This window comes from Streptomyces sp. NPDC088910 (assembly GCF_044749865.1).
Lineage (GTDB): Bacteria > Actinomycetota > Actinomycetes > Streptomycetales > Streptomycetaceae > Actinacidiphila.
The window spans coordinates 160,963-177,442 of the sequence record NZ_JBIVIV010000013.1; the positions used below are offsets into that span (position 1 = coordinate 160,963).

Below are 16,480 nucleotides of genomic sequence, written 5' to 3' on the forward strand. Positions count from 1 at the left end.
GGTCCGTAGAATGTGGGCATGCCCACGACTTTCCAGCGCGCCCGCAGCGAGGAGCAGCGCGCCCAGCGCCGCCAGGCGATCCTGGACACCGCGTCCGCGATGCTCGCCGAGATGCCGGTGGCCGAGGTCAGCCTCAACGAGCTGAGCCGCCGCGTCGGCCTGGCGAAGTCGAATGTGCTGCGCTACTTCGAGTCCCGCGAGGCCGTGCTGCTCGAACTGCTCGACGTCGCCTTCCGGGAGTGGCTGGCGCACCTCGGACCCGAACTGGACGACGAGGTCGACCCCGGCGCGCCGCCCCGGCATCGCGGCGACCAGGTGGCGGCCGTCCTCGCCGGGTCGTTGGCGGTCCGCCCGGTGTTCTGCGACCTGACCGGCGCCCAGGCCGCCGTGCTGGAGCGCAATGTCTCGCCCGAGGTCGCCGCCGACTACAAGCGCACCGCCGTCCGGAACGTGTACGCGCTGGCCGACCTCGTACGGCGGCACGTGCCGGAACTGGGCGAGGGCGACGCGCTGCGGTACGCGGGCGCGGCCGTGATGGTCACGGGCGCCGTGTGGACGCACGCCCACCCGTCGGCGGCGATGCTGGCCGCCTATGACGCCGACCCGGCGCTCGAGGCGCTGCGGCTGGACTTCGCCGCGACGGTCCGCGAGACGCTGGAAATCCTGGCCAGCGGGCTGCTGGCACGCCGCGTGCCCGAGTAGCGCCGGGACACCGTCCAAGCCCTCGACCCCCGCACCCTGACGGAGAGAAGACCGAGATGCGACTGCGCTGCGCCGTGCTGGACGACTACCAGGGCGTCGCCACGACGCTCGCCGACTGGTCCTCGCTGACCCACGAGGTCGAGGTCGTCGGCTTCCCCGGTCACGTCGCGGACGAGGCCGAACTCGTCGCGGCCCTGGCCGACTTCGACATCGTCGTGACCCTGCGCGAGCGCGTGCCCTTCCCCGCCTCGGTACTGGCCGCGCTCCCCCGGCTGAAGCTGCTGATCGCCTCCGGGATGCGCAATTCGGTGATCGACTACGCCGCCGCGCGGGAGCACGGCGTGACCGTGTGCGGTACGGAGAGCGCCGGCACCCCGCCGGTCGAGCTGACGTGGGCGCTGCTGCTGGGGCTGGCACGGGGCATCGTGCCGGAGAGCGCCAACCTCGCCGCGGGCGGCCCCTGGCAGACGACGGTCGGCGCCGACCTGCACGGCGCGCGGCTCGGTCTGCTCGGGCTCGGCAGGATCGGCGGGCGGGTGGCGGCCGTCGGGCTCGCCTTCGGCATGGACGTGGTGGCCTGGAGCGGGAATCTGACCGACGAGCGGGCGGCCGAGGTCGGTGCGGCGCGCCTGGCCACCAAGGAGGAACTGCTGGCCACCAGCGACTTCGTCTCCGTCCACCTCGCCCTGGGCGAGCGCAGTCGCGGCCTGATCGGCGCGGCGGAACTGGCGCTGCTGAAGCCGACCGCGTATCTGGTGAACACCTCGCGCTCGGCGATCGTCGACCAGGCGGCGCTGCTCGCCGCCCTGCGCGAGGGCCGGATCGCCGGAGCGGGCCTGGACGTCTTCGACATCGAGCCGCTTCCGGCCGACGACCCCGTGCGTTCCACGCCCCGGCTGCTGGCCACGCCGCACCTCGGCTATGTCACCGAGGCCAACTACCGTACGTACTACGGGCAGGCGGTCGAGGACATCCGGGCGTATCTGGCGGGCGCGCCGGTCCGTCGCCTCGACTGACGCCGAGGTGAAGGGGGGTCGGCTCAGGCGCTGGGTCCCGGCTCCCGGCCGACGCCGTTCAGCGGGATCCGCCGGGCCAGCAGCGTACGGTGGCTGATCCGCCAGCCGTCCGCGCCGCGCGTCACCCGGTCGTCGTACGTCAGACTCCCGCACGTGCCGTCGGTGTTGACGCCGAAGCCCTTGGACCGGACGCGGACGGCGCCGTCGGGCAGTTCGGTGATGACGACGTTGGTGACGTGGTGGGCGACGGGATTGCGGTCGCCGAGCGTGAGCGCCGCCTCCCGGACGGCCGCGATGCCGACGAGCGCTCCGCCGCCGTAGTCGCTCATGTCGTAGACCACGTCGGCGGTGAACAGCTCGTCCAGCCGGTCGAGTTCGCCGCCGTCGAAGAGGTGGCCGTGCAAGTGGATCAACTCGGCGACGGCGACGCGGTCCTCGGTGGTGAGCGGCAACGGGACTCCTCTCGGGCCGGGCCCGTCCCGACCGGTCTGCCAGCGTAGTGCGCACGCGACCGGCGCCGTACGGTCCGGCGGCGGTCGGACCCGGACGTGTCGGCGGGCAGAAGGCGACGCGGTTCGGACGGAGTCCGGCCAACTGTGATCACTGCCGACGGTCGTGTCACACCGGGGGGTGAATTCCGGGACCGTCGATCGAGGTCAGCCCTTCGTCGATCCGAGGTGCCTGTGATACTCAGAATCCTGAACAGACCGGGACTCCGGCAGCGCGACACGGCAGGGCAGGACGACGCGGGGCGCGAGCCGCTGCCACCGGCGGCCCCCGTCGATGTGATGGCGGGGCGCGCGAAGCTCAGGGCGGCGCGTGAACTCGGGCGCAAGGCCGAGGAGTTCCTGCGGCTCTATCACGGCGAGGAGCCCGCCGCGGGCGACCTGGACAGCAGGCTCACGGCAGTGCGCGCGGAGATCGGCGACACAGGCACGTATCAACACACCTCGGCGGAGCTGGCGTTCGGCGCGCGGGTCGCGTGGCGCAACAGCAACCGCTGTATCGGGCGGCTCTATTGGCGGTCCTTGCAGGTGCGCGACCTGCGGCACGTCACGGAGGCGGAGGAGATCGCCGAGGAGTGCGCGACGCATCTGCGGATCGCCACCAACGGCGGCCGGATCAGGCCGCTGATCTCGGTCTTCGCCCCTGACGCCCCCGAGCGGCGCGGCCCGCGGATCAGGAACGAGCAGCTCATCCGCTACGCCGGATACCGGGCGGCCGACGGCACGGTCACCGGTGATCCGCGCACCGCGGACATCACCGGTCTCGCGGCGCGGCTGGGCTGGTCCGGCGGCCCGCGTACCGCCTTCGACGTGCTCCCGCTGATCGTCGAGGGCGTCGACGACAAGCCCCGGCTGTTCGACCTGCCCTCCGACGCCGTCCTGCACGTGCCGCTCGACCACCCCGAGCGCCCCTGGAGCGCCCAGTGGGGACTGCGCTGGCACGCGGTCCCCGCCGTCTCCGACATGTGCCTGGAGATCGGCGGCGTCTGCTACGGGGCGGCGCCCTTCAACGGCTGGTACATGGGGACGGAGATCGGCGCCCGCAATCTGGCCGACGTCGACCGCTACGACCTCCTGCCGCGCGTCGCGGACAGTCTCGGCATCGACACCGGCAGCGTCCGCTCCCTGTGGAAGGACCGCGCCCTGGTCGAACTCAACCGCGCCGTCCTGCACTCCTTCGACCGCGCCGGAGTCACCCTGGCCGACCACCACACCGAGGCGGAACGTTTCCTCCAGCACCTCGACCGCGAGCGGCGCAAGGGCCGCGAGGTCCAGGCCGACTGGGCCTGGATCGTCCCGCCCATGTCCGGGGCCACCACCCCGGTCTTCCACCGCACCTACGACGACCGCGTCCTCAGCCCCGGCTTCGTCCGCCACCCGCGGGAAGCGGCGGACGGCGCCTCGTACGCCTGATCCGGCGCTACCGCGTTCCGTCCTGGTCGCGGCACTCCGGGTGGCCCCAGCCGTCGGGGTTCTTGGCGATCGGCTCGCCCGCGGCGTAGGAGCGGCCGCAGCGGCAGCGGCCGGGGAATTTGGCGTTGAGGGTGCGCGAGGAGGCGGACGTGGTGCCGGTGGCGGCGCTCGCTGTCCTGGTCCCGCCGCCGTTGCCGCTTCCGCCTCCGGAGGGCTTGCGCTTGGGGGCGGACGAGGCGCGGGGGGCGTCGGGGTTGCGGGGCGGCGGCGGGGAGTCGTAGCGGGTGCCCGAGGCTTGCTGGGTGATGGCGGTGTTGCTGGCGGCGCGGTCGGCGTAGTCGTTGAGCCGGTCGCCGTCGACCTGGTGGGCGGCGACGTACGTGAACTCGACGTCACGGCCGGTGAGCAGCGCGTCGATGCCCGCGACGAGTTCCTGGTTGGCGACGGGCTTGCCCGCGGCGGTCTTCCAGCCCTTGCGCTTCCAGCCGGGCAGCCAGGTGGTGACCGCCTTCATCGCGTACTGAGAGTCCATCCGGATCTCCATCGGCACGGCGGGGTCGACGGTCTCCAACAGCCGGAGCAGGGCGGTGAGTTCCGCGACGTTGTTGGTGGCCGTGCCCAGCGGGCCCGCCTCCCAGCGGTCGGGCTCCCCCGTACCGTCGGCGATCACCCAGGCCCACGCGGCCGGTCCCGGATTCCCCTTCGATGCCCCGTCACACGCGGCGATGATGCGTTCTGCCATGCCAGAGATCATGCCAGCCCGCGGACGGTCGTACGGCCCCGGCCCGAGGAGGCGCCCCGGCAGGGGTGAGGCGGGGCTACGGCTCGGGCGAGTGGTCCGGCAGGGCGAGCCACTCCTTCCACGACAGGTCGCGGCCGATGTGGCGCGGGCGCTCGAAGGGCCAGTCCTCCGCGATCCAGCGCGGCACCAGGGCGTCCAGCGCCCGCTCCAGGTCGGTGCCCACCCGGTCGTCCACCACCCACCACGAGATCTCGGCGTCGGCGCCCGCCTTCTCCGGCGGGTCGATGTAGACACAGCCGAGCAGAGCGGTGTTCGCGTCGTCGAAGAGCGCGTAGTTGAAGGACTGGTGCGCGGCGATCTCGGTCGCGTGCCGTTCGAGATCGGCGAGATCGGCCTCGTACGTCATGTCGGCGGGCGGCCAGCCCCAGGCCGGGCCGAAGATCGACCAGAGGCGGTCGCGCGAGCCCATCACCGCGGGGTAGTCCAGCGCGGTGTCGGATCCGGCGATCGGGCGCAGATGGTGGCCGCCGGGCACGGGGACGCGGACGGGGTGGACGAAGTCAGCGGGCAGCCAGGTCATGCGGCGGAGGCTAGCGCGCTGGAACGTCGCACCGCACCGGATTTATCGCCGCCGCGACATGACGGCGGACGGTCCGCGGAGGGCACGTCGGCGCTCAGTGACCGCCCTTCGGCTGTTGGCAGCCGGTGCCGTCGGCGTAACCGGCGAAGGCGTCGACCTCGGTGACGGCCGTGTTCAGCGCGCCCTTGAGGCAGATCGGGGTGTGGTCGACGACGAAGCCCACATGGGTGGAGCCGTAGGCCGAGACGCTGACCGAGTCGGGGGCGTAGCCGAGGGCGACGAGGCCGAGGCGGAGGTGACGGCCGCGGTGGGCCGCCCGGACGGCGCTTCGGCCCCCGCGCTGTCCACGGTCCGCGTGCCGCAGCCGGTCAGCGCGAGCGCCGCCACGGCGGTCAGCGGCGGCGGACCGCCGTCGGGGACCGGCCCGCCGCGCCCGCGGGCCCGTTCACTCCGCGTCGATGCCAGTGATGACGGGGTCGCCGAGCCGGGCGGTCTCCTCGGTGAAGCCCGCGACGCCGAGCGCGTCGTTGACGAGGTCGCGCGCGGCCCCCTCGGCGGCGGGCGGATTGTCGGCGTCGACCGCGACACGCACGCTGAAGGCGCTGGAGTCGCCGTACATCGTCAGGATGTCCAGCTCCTCGTCCTCGCCGAAGTCCGTGCTCTGCGGGTCGACGGGGCGCAGGGCCCGGACGAGCGTCGAGCGGGCCTCGGCGGTCGGCGCGTCGAGGAAGGTGCCGGGGACGGTCACAACATAGGTGGTCATGAGGGTTACGTCTGCCCGTTCCGCCGCCCGCCATCCCACCCGCGAGGTGCCCGGTCCGCCGGCGTGCGGCGTGTCGGGCACCTCGCGGTACGGCTGACGTGGGTACGTCATCCGGACGGAGGAGCCGTGCGCGGTGCCGGAATCCGTACGGCGCGGTCACCTGCGCGGTGGGCGTCCGGAGGTCCTAGCTGTGGTTCCAGGTGACGCTGAAGGCGTTGCCGCCGGAGAGCGCGGAGGTGGTCGCCTTGGTGGTGCTGCCGGAGGCCATGTTGATCTTGTCGGGGCCGTAGGTGCCGATCGCCTGGCCGTTGGCGGTGGCGTTGGTGAAGGACGCGGTGCTGAAGTGCGCGAGCGGCAGGACGCCGGTGGAGCTGGACGGCGCCTCGGCGATGATCTCCGCGGAGGCCAAGGAGGCGCCCTGGAGCGTCTTCTTGGTGGTCTTCGTCCAGTTCTTGGTGGTGTCGCTGAGGGTGAGCGTGAACGAGCCGCTGCCGTTGGTGGAGACCGTCGAGGTGAAGTGGTCGCCGGGGCTCACCGCGTTGGAGTAGTTCACGGGATAGGCCGGGTACATCTCGTACCACGAGGAGTACACGGCGCGACCGCCGGAGCAGTCCGCCTCGGTCCCGGTCTGCTCCACGGAGTTGCTGCCGTCGCCGTCGAGACCTATCCAGAACGAGGAGTACGTGGTGGCGCCGGTGCAGGTCACCGACGGCTGGACCCAGCTCGCGGAGACGCTGGTGAAGGTGGAGCCGGTGGCCGCGTAACCGGCCCAGTTGGAACTGGTGCTGTGCACGATGCGGCTGTTCGGGCCGATCAGGCGGTGGCTGCCCATGGGGGTGAGGCGGACCGATGAGTCGGCCGAGGCGACCGCGGAGGGCGCGGTCGCGAGGGCGGACAGGACTGCTGCGGCCACGGCGGATACGGCGGTGATGCGCGTTGTTGCCGACATGCTGCTCCTTCTCGCGGGTCTCGCGGTACAGGTGTCACCGGCGCGACCGGAGGGGTGTGTGACCCCTGAGGGGTGCGTGGCACCAGTGGTGCTTGACAGTGTGCTGACAAGCACGGCGCGTAGGTGCAGGCGGAATCAAACGATCGGCAAAACTCACGCCAAGTCGCCTTGTGGGCACGCCCAGTTGATCTCCACAGCACTCGAACAGGGGCGAAAAGGGGCCGTCCCGGCGTCCGGGTGTCGGACGCCGGGACGGCCTCACGCGCGGCGGACCGGCGAGAACCGGCCTCCGGCATCGCTCAGTTGCGCGCCCACTTCTGATTGCCGCCGTTGTTGCAGGTCCAGATGTCCAACGGCGTGCTGTTGGCCGTACCCGTGCCGACGGCGTCCAGGCAGGTGCCGGAGGCCACGTTGACGACCGTGCCGTCGGAGCGGACCCGCCACTGCTGGGCGGCGCTGCCGTCGCACGCGTTGATCTCCAGGCCGGTGCCGTCCGCGGTGGCGTGGCCGATGGTGCCCAGGCACTTGGTGTCGTAGACGGTCAACTGGTTGGTGGCGGTGGACGTCCAGGTCTGCTGATTGCCGCGGTTGCAGTCCCACAGCGCGGGTTTCGTGCCGTCGGCCTGGCTCGCGGCGGGCACGTCCACGCAGCGGCCGGAGTCCTGGCCGGTGAGGGAGGCCGCGACGGCGCCGCGGTCCCACTTCTGGTTGGCCCCGTTGTTGCAGGTCCACAGTTCGAGCGGGGTGCTGTTCGCGGTGCCGGCGCCGGTCACGTCGAGGCACTTGCCCGAGCCGACGTTGACGACGCTGCCGTCCGCGTTGACGTTCCACTGCTGACCTGTGGCGCCGGTGCAGTCGGAGATGTCGACGGCCGTGCCGTCCGCGGTGCCGCCGCCCGCCGCCTCCAGGCACTTGGTGCCGTAGACCATGAGTTGCTTGGCGGGGGTGGCGGTCCAGGTCTGGTTGGTGTCCCCGTTGCAGTCCCACAGGGTGACCACGGTGCCGTTGGCCTGACCGCGGGCGGGCACGTCGGCGCAGATCCCGGAGTGCCGGTCCTTGAGGAAGCCTCTGACGTTGCCCGCGGCCTTCGGGGTGATCGCGAGGTTGTCGAACTGGTCGGTCTGGTAGCCGACGACACCGAAACCGACCTGGCCGCTGGCGTACGAGCCGTCGTTGGCGGTGCCCAGGGTGGCGCCGTCGAGGGTCGCGGTGATCTGGTCGCCGGAGAAGCCGATCGACACGGTGTGCCAGGTGTTGAGCGCGAGCGCGGCGTGGCTCCCGGACGTCAGCGTGCTGAGGTTGCCCGAGCTGGTGCTCTTCGCGATCGACCAGGCTCCGGTGTTGGAGAGCCGCAACTGGTAGGCAGCCTGGTGGCTCTGGGGCCGCGACTGGGTACCCGCCCGGCCCAACAGGGTCACGCTGCCCGCCTGTTGGAGGTTGACGTCGACTCCGGCCGTGTAATTCGACCAGGTCGTGTCGCCGACGAGGGTGAACGCGTCGGAGTCCTCCTGCCATTCGATCGGCTTGACCGGCGCCACCTGCTGCACGCACTGCCCCGTCCGTCCGCCGGCGCAGGGCCGCGCCTCGAAGGAGCCCTGCATGTCGGAGAGATACCGGGCCTCGGTGTTGGTGGCGACGGCGTCGAAGGTGTCGGAGTACGGCAGCGGCAGCGCGTGCGCCGCCGGGCCGGTGGCGGTGCCCTTGCCCTGGCCGGTGGTCGTGGTGACCGTGTAGACGTAACCGGGTTGCAGCGTCAGGGAGTACGAGCCGCCCGAAGGGGTGATGTCCTGCGTGTGGACGAAGGAGGTGGCCGCGGTCGGCGCGTTCACCTGGGTGGCCCAGACGTGCACGGCCCCGGTGGACAGGCCGCCCTGGACGTGGAGGTTCACGGTCTGCGCGGCGGTGGCGGTCGTGGTCTCCAGCACGGTGGAGTAGTCGGAGGTGGTGTTCGACTTGATCGTCACGTAGGTGCCGTTGGACTCGGCGCCGCCGAGGTAGCCGGAGGCGGAGTCGATGAACTTCCAGCCGGGCTGGGTGAATTGGGTGACCTGGGCGGTGGCCCAGGCGCTGGCGCCGATGGTGTAGTTCCCCGACCAGGGCGAGTTGGCGGTGGCCAGGCCCACCGTGTTGTACGGCAGATTGGGGTAGATCGCGGCGAGCAGCGGCCAGTTGAAGTAGCTGACCATCTTGGCGTCGGTGTAGCCGCGGGTAATGGCCCTGATCAGGGCGGGGGCTCCGGTGTTCATGTCCTGCGAGCCGTTCTCGCTGTCCCACAGCGGCTTGCCGTTGTTCCGCGCGGCGGCGGTGCTGCTGCACGTGTCGGCGCTGCCGCCGTCGCCGCCCGCGCAGGAGTAGTGCGTGCCGATGATCGAGACGGCGTTGTTGAACGCGGCGTTGTTCGCCATGTCGTCGGCCACGCCCCAGCCGCTGTCGTCGGCGACGAGTTGCACACCGGAGTATCCGGCGGTGTTCAGCGCCGCTCGCAGTTGGACGTACCAGTTGACGTCGTGCCCGCGCTCGTTCCAGCCGCCCAGGTACTTGATCGTCAGGCCGTGCTGTTTAGCGCAGCCGAGCCAGGAGATCAGGTAGTTGATCGTGTCGGTGGACCAGAAGCCGCCGTTGATCCAGCCGGGCGCGGCCCAGGCGAGGCCGTAGAGACCGATGTTCGGATTGCGGGCCCTGGCCTGTTCCGCGAGCCAGAATTCGTATCCAGCGTCGCAGTTGATCTGGCCTTTGACGTGTTCGATCGACGGTTCCGAGCCGTCGGTGGAGTTGGCGTCGCCGCCGATCTCCAGTTTCAGCAGTTGCAGGTTCGCGCCGTAGCCGGGCTTGAACAGGTAGTCGAGGATCTGCGCCTGTTGCGCGGCCGGGTAGTCGGTCAGCAGCCGGGAGTTGCCGCCTCCGCCGCTGATCGCGCCGATGCCGTCGAAGGTCCGGCCGCCCTGTGTCCCGTCCACCGTGATCGTGGTGGTGGCCGCGTTCGCGGGGGCGACGCCGACGGTCAGCAGTGCGATGAGCAGCCCCATGACCCACAACGGGGCAAATCTCCATGTTCGTAACATGACTGAACCCTTCACCGTGGGGGGATGGCGTTCAGTGTGTTGTCATGTTCACTTCTTGGTCAATATGGCGAACGAAGAAAACAGAAACAAACGTCGGCAGTCGTCGTCAGCGGGCCGCGCCGTCGCACGGCGCTCGAAGTGGATCAGCGGGGGGCGTGAGCGGAGAGAACGGGGGTGGCGAAGTCGGGAGCGGGTGAAGGCGGGAGCGGTGAAGGCGGGAGTTGATCAGCGCGGCCCGGTCGGCCGGAGAAAGGGCCTTCGGCCCCCGGAGATCGGCCGTCTCACCGCCGCGGCCGTTCGACGGCCGTGGTCACATACCTCACGGGAATACGAAAAGGGAGCGCCGGCTCACGGGAGGAGGACATCCGGGGAGGAAACTCTCCCCCGCACGCGGCGGGCCGCCGGTGCGACAATGGCTGGCATGACCGGCGACGCGCACATGAATGAGCTGGGCGAGTTCCTGAAGGCCCGGCGGGCCGAGCTCGGCCCGCGCACCGTGGGACTGCCGGACCCCGGTACACCCCGGCGCGTGCCCGGGCTGCGCCGGGAGGAAGTGGCGCAGCTCGCCGCGATCAGCACCGACTACTACACCCGCCTGGAGCAGGGCCGTATCCATGCCTCGGTGTCCGTGCTGGCCGCCCTGGCCCGGGTGCTGCGGCTGGACGACGACCAGCGCGACTACCTCTTCGGGCTGGCCGGGAAGACACTCGTGCGACCGCGCCGCCGCACCCGGCAGAAAGTCCAGCCGCAATTGCGACGGCTTCTGGACGACCTCGGTGCGACACCCGCCATTGTCATGGGCCGTTGCATGGATATCATCGCGTGGAATTCGCTCGCCTCGGCGCTCATCACCGATTTCTCGGCCATCCCGGAAAAGCACCGGAATTACGTGCGGATCATCTTCACCGATCCGTCGATGAAATCGCTCTACGCGGACTGGGAGAAAGTGGCGCGCACCTGCGTGTCGCAGCTGCGGATGGAGGCCGCCAAGTACCCCGACGACCCGGGGCTCGTCGAACTGGTCGGTGAACTGTCCGTGCAGGACGAGCAGTTCCGCCAGTGGTGGGCCACCCATCAGGTCGCCACGCTCAGCGTGGGCACCAAGGCCCTGCGCCATCCCGTCGCCGGGGAGCTCAGTCTGGACTGGGACACCCTGACCGCGAGTACCGACCCCGACCAGCAGCTCATCGTCTGGACCGCGGAGCCGGGCAGCCGTACCCACGAGGGCCTGCGCTTCCTCGCCTCGTGGGCCGCGTCCCACCTCCCGGCGGGTGACACCCCCGCATCGGCCGCTGAGGAGCACCCGCTCGGCTGACACGCCGGCCCGCACCCGGCCGGGCGGTGGCTTCAGCCGGTCACGTCCATGCGCTGGGTGCCGATGACGGACAGCAGCCGCAGCGCCTCCTCGGACGGCGAGCCGGGCGTCGCGGTGTAGATCACGACCTGCTGGTCCCGGTCGGTGATGTCCAGGACGTCGCAGTTGACGGTGACCGGCCCGACCAGCGGGTGCTGGAAGGTCTTGCGGAGGGTGGGCTCGCTGCGCACGTCGTGGGAGGCCCACAGCTCGCGGAATTCCGCGCTCCCGGCCCGCAGCTCGGCCACCAGCTCCGTCACCTCGGGGTCGTCGGGGTAGCGGGCGGCGACGGTACGCAGCCGCTGGGCGGCGTTGCTCGCGAAACGGTCCACGTCCGACACCCCGTACAAGCGCTGCCCCTGCCGGTGCGGTCCGAGGAAGGCGCGGCGGACGAAGTTGCGGTCGCGGCGCGGCAGGGCGGAGAAGTCCTCCATGAGGGCCGCCGCCAGGTCGTTCCAGGCGATGACCTCTCCGATCGCGGACATCACGGTCGCCGCGGCCTGCGGCAGGCGGTCCAGCAGGTCGAGGATGCTCTGACGCACCTCGCGCGAGGGTCCTGCGGGCGGTCCCGGCGGGGCGCCCGCGAGGTGGTGGAGATGGTCGCGCTCGACGTCCGTCAGCCGCAGCGCACGGGCCAGCCCCGCCAGGACCTCGCGGGACGGGCGGGGGCCGCGGGCCTGTTCGAGCCGCGTGTAGTACTCGGTCGAGATGAAGGCGAGCTGGGCCGCCTCCTCGCGGCGCAGCCCCGGCGTGCGGCGCCGGGTCCCGGCGGGCAGCCCCACCTCGGCAGGGGTGATCCGCTCGCGTCTGCTGCGCAGGAAGTCGGCCAGTTCTCGTCTGTCCACCTCTCCAGTGTGCTCGTGTGCCGCCGGGCGCAGCCAGGTACAGCCGGTGCCTGGCTGCGCCCGGCAGTCCGGCGCACGCTCGATGCCATGAACACCACACCCAACGTCGACACACCCACCACCGACACCACCGCGACCGGCGCCGCCACCGGGCTGCTGGCGGACAAGGTCGCCCTCATCACCGGCGCGGGTCGCGGCATCGGCGCCGCCGCGGCCCTGCTCTTCGCCCGCGAGGGCGCCCGCGTCATGCTCGCGGCCCGTACCGAGGCGCAGCTCAAGGCCGTGACCGAGCAGGTCGGGGCGGCGGGCGGCACTGCCGACCACGTGGTGTGCGACCTGGCCGACGCGGCGAGCGTACGCGCGGCGGTCGACCGTACGGTGGAGCGGTTCGGCCGCCTCGACGTCGCCTTCAACAACGGCGCCACGAACGCGTCACCCGGCCCGCTGGACCAGGTACCGGAGGCCGACTTCGACCGCCTCTACGCCGTGAACCTCCGGGGTCCGTGGCTCGCGATGGCCGCCGAGGTCGCCGCGATCCGGGCCACCGCGGGGACCGGCGCCATCGTCAACAACTCCAGCGTCGGCAGCCTGCGGGGCAACCCCGAACTGCCCGCCTACGGCGCGATGAAGCGGGCGGTCAACAGCCTCACCGAGTCGGCCGCCGTCACGTACGGTCCCGAGGGCATCCGCGTCAACGCCATCGCTCCCGGCGGCACACTGACCGAGATGATCCACGCCTGGGCGGCGAAATCCCCCGGTCTGCTCGACCGGATCAGGGCGCACACCCCGCTGCGCCGGGCCGCCGACCCCGCCGAGATCGCGGAGGCCGCCGCCTGGCTGCTCAGCGACCGCGCGTCCTACGTGACGGGCACCGTCCTGCGGGTGGACGGCGGCGCGGCGGCCTGAGCCGCGCGGCCCGCGGCCGTCACCGGTCGTCGGCGGGTGCCACCGGTTATCGGCGGGCGTCACCGGGCGGCGGGCGGCGGCGCCACTCGCGCCGTCACCACTCGCGGGCGGCGATCAGTTCCTCGACGTCCGCGTCCTCGAAGCCGTAGGCCGTCGCCACGAACCAGATGTCCCCGCCTATCTCCTCTCGTGCGACGGTCTCGATCTCGCTGCCCGCGGCGTCGAACTCCGCCTCCAGAGCGTTGAACCGCTCCGTCGCGACCGCCGTCAGCGCGTACAGCGCCTTCAGGTCCGCGGGCCGCTCCGCCTCGATCCGCTCGCACAGGTCCAGCAGGATGGCCTTCCCCTTGTCGAGGACGTGGTCGGGAAAATACTCGTCCTCGTACAGCACCTCGAGGAACGCCCGTTCCTTGACCTGCTGGTTGGTGATCGTCATGGCGACGCCCTCCCCTTTCTGCCCTGGATCAGCTCCGCGTCCAGTGTGGAATGTCCGACGTCTCCGATCGTGCACCACACCACTGACAACGCCGGTGGCGCGACGGCCGTCGGCCGCCGCGCCCCGGTCGCGTGAGCCCGCGCCTCAGCGCGGTCCGGCGCCGCTCGTCGCGGGCTGGCTCAGGTCAGCTCGGACTGCACGACACCGTCGGCCACGTCCAGGCGCCGTTGGTCTGGATCGTCACACCCCAGTTGTTGCCGCTGCCGTTCGGCTTGGCGGTCAAGACCTGGGCACTGGGATACGTGGCGTTGATGTTCCACGTCGCGATGATCTTCTCCGGCGCCGGAACGTTCATCGTCACCGTCCACGAACTCGACCCGGAAACCGCCACGTTCAGGTTGTACCGGTCGCTCCACTGCTGACCGGCGGAGAGGGTCGCGGTGCAACTGCCCCCGCCACCGCCCCCGGTGGTGCCTCCGGTCGTGCCTCCGGTCGTGCCTCCGGTGGTGCCGCCGGTCCCGCCGCCGCTCGTACCGCCGCTGTCGGGGGCGACGGCGCGGCCGGTCTGCGGCGAAATCATGCCCGCGCACAGGCCGCGGCTCGCCAGGCCCTGCGCGATCCGCGGGATCGCGGCGAGCGTGTTCGCGGGCCACTCGTGCATGAGGATGATCTGGCCGTTGGTGAGCCGGGCGTTGGCCTGCACGATCGCGTCGGTGCTCGCGCCGTTCCAGTCCTGCGAGTCGACGTCCCAGATGATCTGGGTCAGACCGTACTTGGCCTCGACCGACTGCAAGGTCGTGTTGGTCTCGCCGTACGGCGGACGGAACAGTTTCGGTGTGCCGCCGCCCGCCGCGGCGATGGCCTGCTGGGTCCTGGAGACCTCCGAGTCGATCTGCGCCTGGCTCTCCTGAATCAGGTGGGGGTGGGTGTAGCTGTGGTTGCCGACCCACATCCCCGCGTTGATCTCGGCCTGGACCTGGGACGGATAGGACGCGGCGAACTGTCCCTCGTTGAACATCGTGGCCCGCAGGCCGTTCTGCCGAAGGGCGTTGAGGACGCTCGGGGTGTGGTCGTTGGACGGACCGTCGTCGAAGGTGAGTCCGACGTACCCGTTGCAGGTGGCGGCGTGCGACGGGGTGGCGTCGACGGTGAAGGTGACGGCGCTCGCCACCGCCGTGGCGGCGACGGCAAGTCCCGTGATCAGGGAACGCAATGACATGTGCGGTCTGGTTCGCATGTGGGGGGCCTCCTTGTGGTGGCGTTGCGAACTCCGTGGAGGGATGACGGGGCCACGCGGTACCGGTACACGCGGTGCCGCGAAAGGCGGTGCCGGGCAACACGGTCCGGGGATACGGGCGTACGGGCTACGCGCGTACCGGCGTACGGCGTCAGCTCGGACTGCACGAGACCGTCGGCCAGGTCCAGGCGCCGTTGGTCTGGATCGTCACGCCCCAGTTGTTGCCGCTGCCGTTGGGCTTGGCGGTCAAGACCTGGGCACTGGGATACGTGGCGTTGATGTTCCACGTCGCGATGATCTTCTCCGGCGCCGGGACGTTCATCGTCACCGTCCACGAACTGGAGCCCGAGACCGAGACGTTGAGGTTGTAGCGGTCGCTCCACTGCTCGCCGGCGGACAGCGCGGCCGTGCAACTTCCCCCGCCTCCGGTGGAGCCCCCGGTGGTGGACCCGCCGGTGGTCGAACCACCCGTGGTCGACCCTCCGTTGGTGCCGCCGGTGCTTCCCAGCGTGATGTTGGAGTTGCCGCTGCTCTGGTAGCCCTCGGTGGCGAGGATCATGTAGTTGAAGCTGCCGAGGCTCATCCCGTGGCTGGCCCACGCGTCGAAGTGGTTGCCCGTGGTGATGGTGCCGCCGGTCCGCTTCGACTGCCGGACGCTCCAGTACTGGTTGAAGGTCCGGGTGCCCTCGATCGACGGGGCGTTGACCCGTGTCGTCTCGTAGATGTCGTACGTGCCGCCGTCGCTGGTGACCGTGCCCTTGTACGTGCCGGTCGGCCGGTAGGTGCCGTAGTTGTCGACGACGTAGTACTCGACGAGCGGATTCGTCGTCCATCCGTACAGCGACAGGTAGGCGTTGCCCGAGGGGTTGAAGCTGCCCGAGTAGGCGACGCTCCGGCGTCCGCCGGTGGCCCAGCCCTTGCCTGCGACGAAGTTGCCGGCATTGCTCCACGAGGTGCTGTAGTTGCCGCCGGAGCCCAGGTTCATGGAGACGGATCCGCCGCCGTCGGTCCAGAACGAGTAGTAGTAGCCGTTGTTGGTGCCGGTCTGGTTCGACGTGATGATCGTGTCGGCGTTGGCGGTGCCGGGCAGGATGAGCGCGGCCACGCCGACCAGCGCTATCGCGCAGGCGCCGCTGATGAGCAGCCGGAAACGGCTGAGCAGCCCTAACGGGCGCCGTCTGCGGCTCATGTCGGGTGCGGGTGCGGGTGCGTCGTTCATGTGCGTGCTTCCTCCTCGTCTCGTGAGGACCGTCTGCCGCGACAGTGTTGAGCGGAGCACGTCACGTGTCAACACTTTCGGCATCGATTACGAAAGCTTCGCCACCAGTCAGGCGTACGGCACCAGTCGTTTCCGCAGGCAGACGCGCATCAATAGCCGGAGGAATTGGTTGACCCACAAAACCGCCCACCCGCGAGATCACCCCCAAGAGGATGAAATACCGAATGTTTCGGAAAGCCTTCCGAGTGCGTGCGCGAGGTCTACGACCGGCGGGCGAGGTCGGCCGAGACGTTGTCCGCGAGACGGCGCAACAGAGTCATGGCGGCCTCGGTCTCCCGGGGCGACAGACCCATCGCCGCGCCTATCGCGGGGGGTACGTCGCGGGCCCGGTCGCGCAGCGCGTCGCCCCGCTCGGTGAGGATGACGCGGACGGTGCGCTCGTCCTCGGCGCTGCGCTCGCGGCGGACCAGACCGGCCGCCTCCAGCCGCTTGATCAGCGGGGTGAGGGTGCCGTAGTCGAGTTGCAGGGCGGCGCCGACGTCCTTGATCGGGACGTCGCCGTGCTGCCAGAGCACCAGCAGCACCAGGTACTGCGGATAGGTGAGGCCGAGCTCGTCCAGCAGCGGACGGTAGCGGCTGGTGACCGCACGGGAGGCCGCGTACAGCGCGAAGCAGAGCTGGTCGTCCAGGAGCAGGGTGAACGCGGGCTCGGCGTCGGCGGCTTCCGTGCTGTCCATGCGGGGCGGCCCT

17 protein-coding genes are annotated in these 16,480 nt (G+C 70.8%); 5 read left to right on the plus strand and 12 right to left on the minus strand.

Annotation, left to right across the window (positions count from 1 at the left end):
- The first annotated feature begins 18 nt into the window (after nucleotides 1-18).
- Both ACIP4Z_RS27540 and ACIP4Z_RS27545 read left to right on the plus strand, forming a co-directional pair.
- Nucleotides 19-702 carry a TetR/AcrR family transcriptional regulator gene (locus tag ACIP4Z_RS27540; protein WP_401312546.1) on the plus strand — a complete coding sequence of 228 codons (684 nt, stop codon included), beginning with the start codon at nucleotides 19-21 and terminating at the stop codon, nucleotides 700-702.
- A gap of 56 nt (nucleotides 703-758) precedes the next feature.
- Nucleotides 759-1,718, plus strand: a complete 960-nt coding sequence (locus ACIP4Z_RS27545; protein ID WP_401312549.1) for a D-2-hydroxyacid dehydrogenase family protein — start codon at nucleotides 759-761, stop codon at nucleotides 1,716-1,718.
- Between the two features lie 23 nt (nucleotides 1,719-1,741).
- Here the strand turns inward: ACIP4Z_RS27545 and ACIP4Z_RS27550 are convergent, their stop codons facing one another.
- The gene (locus ACIP4Z_RS27550) at nucleotides 1,742-2,170 is read right to left on the minus strand and encodes a nuclear transport factor 2 family protein (RefSeq protein WP_391049845.1); all 429 of its coding nucleotides are present in this window, start codon (nucleotides 2,168-2,170) and stop codon (nucleotides 1,742-1,744) included.
- A 336-nt stretch (nucleotides 2,171-2,506) separates the two neighbouring features.
- On the opposite strand from ACIP4Z_RS27550, the gene ACIP4Z_RS27555 reads away from it, so the two are divergent.
- Entirely contained in the window at nucleotides 2,507-3,637 is a 1,131-nt protein-coding gene (locus tag ACIP4Z_RS27555; RefSeq protein ID WP_401312767.1) for a nitric oxide synthase oxygenase, read from the plus strand.
- Between the two features lie 7 nt (nucleotides 3,638-3,644).
- Here the strand turns inward: ACIP4Z_RS27555 and ACIP4Z_RS27560 are convergent, their stop codons facing one another.
- From ACIP4Z_RS27560 to ACIP4Z_RS27585, 6 genes are all read right to left on the minus strand, one after another.
- Nucleotides 3,645-4,391 carry a ribonuclease H gene (locus ACIP4Z_RS27560; protein WP_401312552.1) on the minus strand — a complete coding sequence of 249 codons (747 nt, stop codon included), beginning with the start codon at nucleotides 4,389-4,391 and terminating at the stop codon, nucleotides 3,645-3,647.
- A gap of 64 nt (nucleotides 4,392-4,455) precedes the next feature.
- Nucleotides 4,456-4,959, minus strand: coding sequence for an N-acetyltransferase (locus ACIP4Z_RS27565; protein WP_391049841.1), 504 nt, complete (start codon nucleotides 4,957-4,959; stop codon nucleotides 4,456-4,458).
- A gap of 94 nt (nucleotides 4,960-5,053) precedes the next feature.
- The gene (locus ACIP4Z_RS27570) at nucleotides 5,054-5,182 is read right to left on the minus strand and encodes a hypothetical protein (RefSeq protein ID WP_401312555.1); all 129 of its coding nucleotides are present in this window, start codon (nucleotides 5,180-5,182) and stop codon (nucleotides 5,054-5,056) included.
- A 222-nt stretch (nucleotides 5,183-5,404) separates the two neighbouring features.
- Complete coding sequence (locus tag ACIP4Z_RS27575) at nucleotides 5,405-5,722, minus strand: hypothetical protein (protein WP_355349168.1); 318 nt, start codon at nucleotides 5,720-5,722, stop codon at nucleotides 5,405-5,407.
- A gap of 184 nt (nucleotides 5,723-5,906) precedes the next feature.
- On the minus strand, nucleotides 5,907-6,671 hold the full coding sequence (locus tag ACIP4Z_RS27580) for a G1 family glutamic endopeptidase (RefSeq protein WP_355349171.1): 765 nt from the start codon (nucleotides 6,669-6,671) through the stop codon (nucleotides 5,907-5,909).
- Between the two features lie 299 nt (nucleotides 6,672-6,970).
- Nucleotides 6,971-9,697, minus strand: a complete 2,727-nt coding sequence (locus tag ACIP4Z_RS27585; RefSeq protein ID WP_401312559.1) for a ricin-type beta-trefoil lectin domain protein — start codon at nucleotides 9,695-9,697, stop codon at nucleotides 6,971-6,973.
- A 457-nt stretch (nucleotides 9,698-10,154) separates the two neighbouring features.
- On the opposite strand from ACIP4Z_RS27585, the gene ACIP4Z_RS27590 reads away from it, so the two are divergent.
- On the plus strand, nucleotides 10,155-11,048 hold the full coding sequence (locus tag ACIP4Z_RS27590; RefSeq protein WP_355349177.1) for a helix-turn-helix transcriptional regulator: 894 nt from the start codon (nucleotides 10,155-10,157) through the stop codon (nucleotides 11,046-11,048).
- A 32-nt stretch (nucleotides 11,049-11,080) separates the two neighbouring features.
- On the opposite strand, the gene ACIP4Z_RS27595 is transcribed toward ACIP4Z_RS27590, so the two are convergent.
- Complete coding sequence (locus tag ACIP4Z_RS27595) at nucleotides 11,081-11,932, minus strand: helix-turn-helix transcriptional regulator (protein ID WP_401312562.1); 852 nt, start codon at nucleotides 11,930-11,932, stop codon at nucleotides 11,081-11,083.
- A gap of 87 nt (nucleotides 11,933-12,019) precedes the next feature.
- On the opposite strand from ACIP4Z_RS27595, the gene ACIP4Z_RS27600 reads away from it, so the two are divergent.
- Nucleotides 12,020-12,838, plus strand: coding sequence for an SDR family NAD(P)-dependent oxidoreductase (locus ACIP4Z_RS27600; protein ID WP_401312565.1), 819 nt, complete (start codon nucleotides 12,020-12,022; stop codon nucleotides 12,836-12,838).
- A 94-nt stretch (nucleotides 12,839-12,932) separates the two neighbouring features.
- Here ACIP4Z_RS27600 and ACIP4Z_RS27605 read toward each other — a convergent pair whose 3' ends face one another.
- The 4 genes from ACIP4Z_RS27605 to ACIP4Z_RS27620 all read right to left on the minus strand — a co-directional run bounded on the left by ACIP4Z_RS27605 (nucleotide 12,933) and on the right by ACIP4Z_RS27620 (nucleotide 16,467).
- On the minus strand, nucleotides 12,933-13,274 hold the full coding sequence (locus ACIP4Z_RS27605) for a DUF5713 family protein (protein ID WP_355349186.1): 342 nt from the start codon (nucleotides 13,272-13,274) through the stop codon (nucleotides 12,933-12,935).
- Nucleotides 13,275-13,458: 184 nt separating this feature from the next.
- The gene (locus ACIP4Z_RS27610; RefSeq protein ID WP_401312569.1) at nucleotides 13,459-14,511 is read right to left on the minus strand and encodes a polysaccharide deacetylase family protein; all 1,053 of its coding nucleotides are present in this window, start codon (nucleotides 14,509-14,511) and stop codon (nucleotides 13,459-13,461) included.
- A gap of 151 nt (nucleotides 14,512-14,662) precedes the next feature.
- Nucleotides 14,663-15,700, minus strand: coding sequence for a glycoside hydrolase family 11 protein (locus ACIP4Z_RS27615; RefSeq protein ID WP_401312770.1), 1,038 nt, complete (start codon nucleotides 15,698-15,700; stop codon nucleotides 14,663-14,665).
- A 290-nt stretch (nucleotides 15,701-15,990) separates the two neighbouring features.
- Nucleotides 15,991-16,467: a MarR family transcriptional regulator gene (locus ACIP4Z_RS27620; protein WP_355349192.1), complete on the minus strand. Its 477-nt coding sequence runs from the start codon at nucleotides 16,465-16,467 to the stop codon at nucleotides 15,991-15,993.
- Between the last annotated feature and the right edge of the window lie 13 nt (nucleotides 16,468-16,480).

Coding starts and splice junctions, on each gene's coding strand:
- ACIP4Z_RS27540 (WP_401312546.1), top strand. CDS start 19: ATGCCCACGACTTTCCAGCGCGCCCGCAGCGAGGAGCAGCGCGCCCAG.
- ACIP4Z_RS27545 (WP_401312549.1), top strand. CDS start 759: ATGCGACTGCGCTGCGCCGTGCTGGACGACTACCAGGGCGTCGCCACG.
- ACIP4Z_RS27555 (WP_401312767.1), top strand. CDS start 2,507: ATGGCGGGGCGCGCGAAGCTCAGGGCGGCGCGTGAACTCGGGCGCAAG.
- ACIP4Z_RS27560 (WP_401312552.1), bottom strand. CDS start 4,391: ATGATCTCTGGCATGGCAGAACGCATCATCGCCGCGTGTGACGGGGCA.
- ACIP4Z_RS27565 (WP_391049841.1), bottom strand. CDS start 4,959: ATGACCTGGCTGCCCGCTGACTTCGTCCACCCCGTCCGCGTCCCCGTG.
- ACIP4Z_RS27575 (WP_355349168.1), bottom strand. CDS start 5,722: ATGACCACCTATGTTGTGACCGTCCCCGGCACCTTCCTCGACGCGCCG.
- ACIP4Z_RS27580 (WP_355349171.1), bottom strand. CDS start 6,671: ATGTCGGCAACAACGCGCATCACCGCCGTATCCGCCGTGGCCGCAGCA.
- ACIP4Z_RS27585 (WP_401312559.1), bottom strand. CDS start 9,697: ATGGGGCTGCTCATCGCACTGCTGACCGTCGGCGTCGCCCCCGCGAAC.
- ACIP4Z_RS27590 (WP_355349177.1), top strand. CDS start 10,155: ATGACCGGCGACGCGCACATGAATGAGCTGGGCGAGTTCCTGAAGGCC.
- ACIP4Z_RS27600 (WP_401312565.1), top strand. CDS start 12,020: ATGAACACCACACCCAACGTCGACACACCCACCACCGACACCACCGCG.
- ACIP4Z_RS27605 (WP_355349186.1), bottom strand. CDS start 13,274: ATGACGATCACCAACCAGCAGGTCAAGGAACGGGCGTTCCTCGAGGTG.
- ACIP4Z_RS27610 (WP_401312569.1), bottom strand. CDS start 14,511: ATGCGAACCAGACCGCACATGTCATTGCGTTCCCTGATCACGGGACTT.
- ACIP4Z_RS27615 (WP_401312770.1), bottom strand. CDS start 15,700: ATGAGCCGCAGACGGCGCCCGTTAGGGCTGCTCAGCCGTTTCCGGCTG.
- ACIP4Z_RS27620 (WP_355349192.1), bottom strand. CDS start 16,467: ATGGACAGCACGGAAGCCGCCGACGCCGAGCCCGCGTTCACCCTGCTC.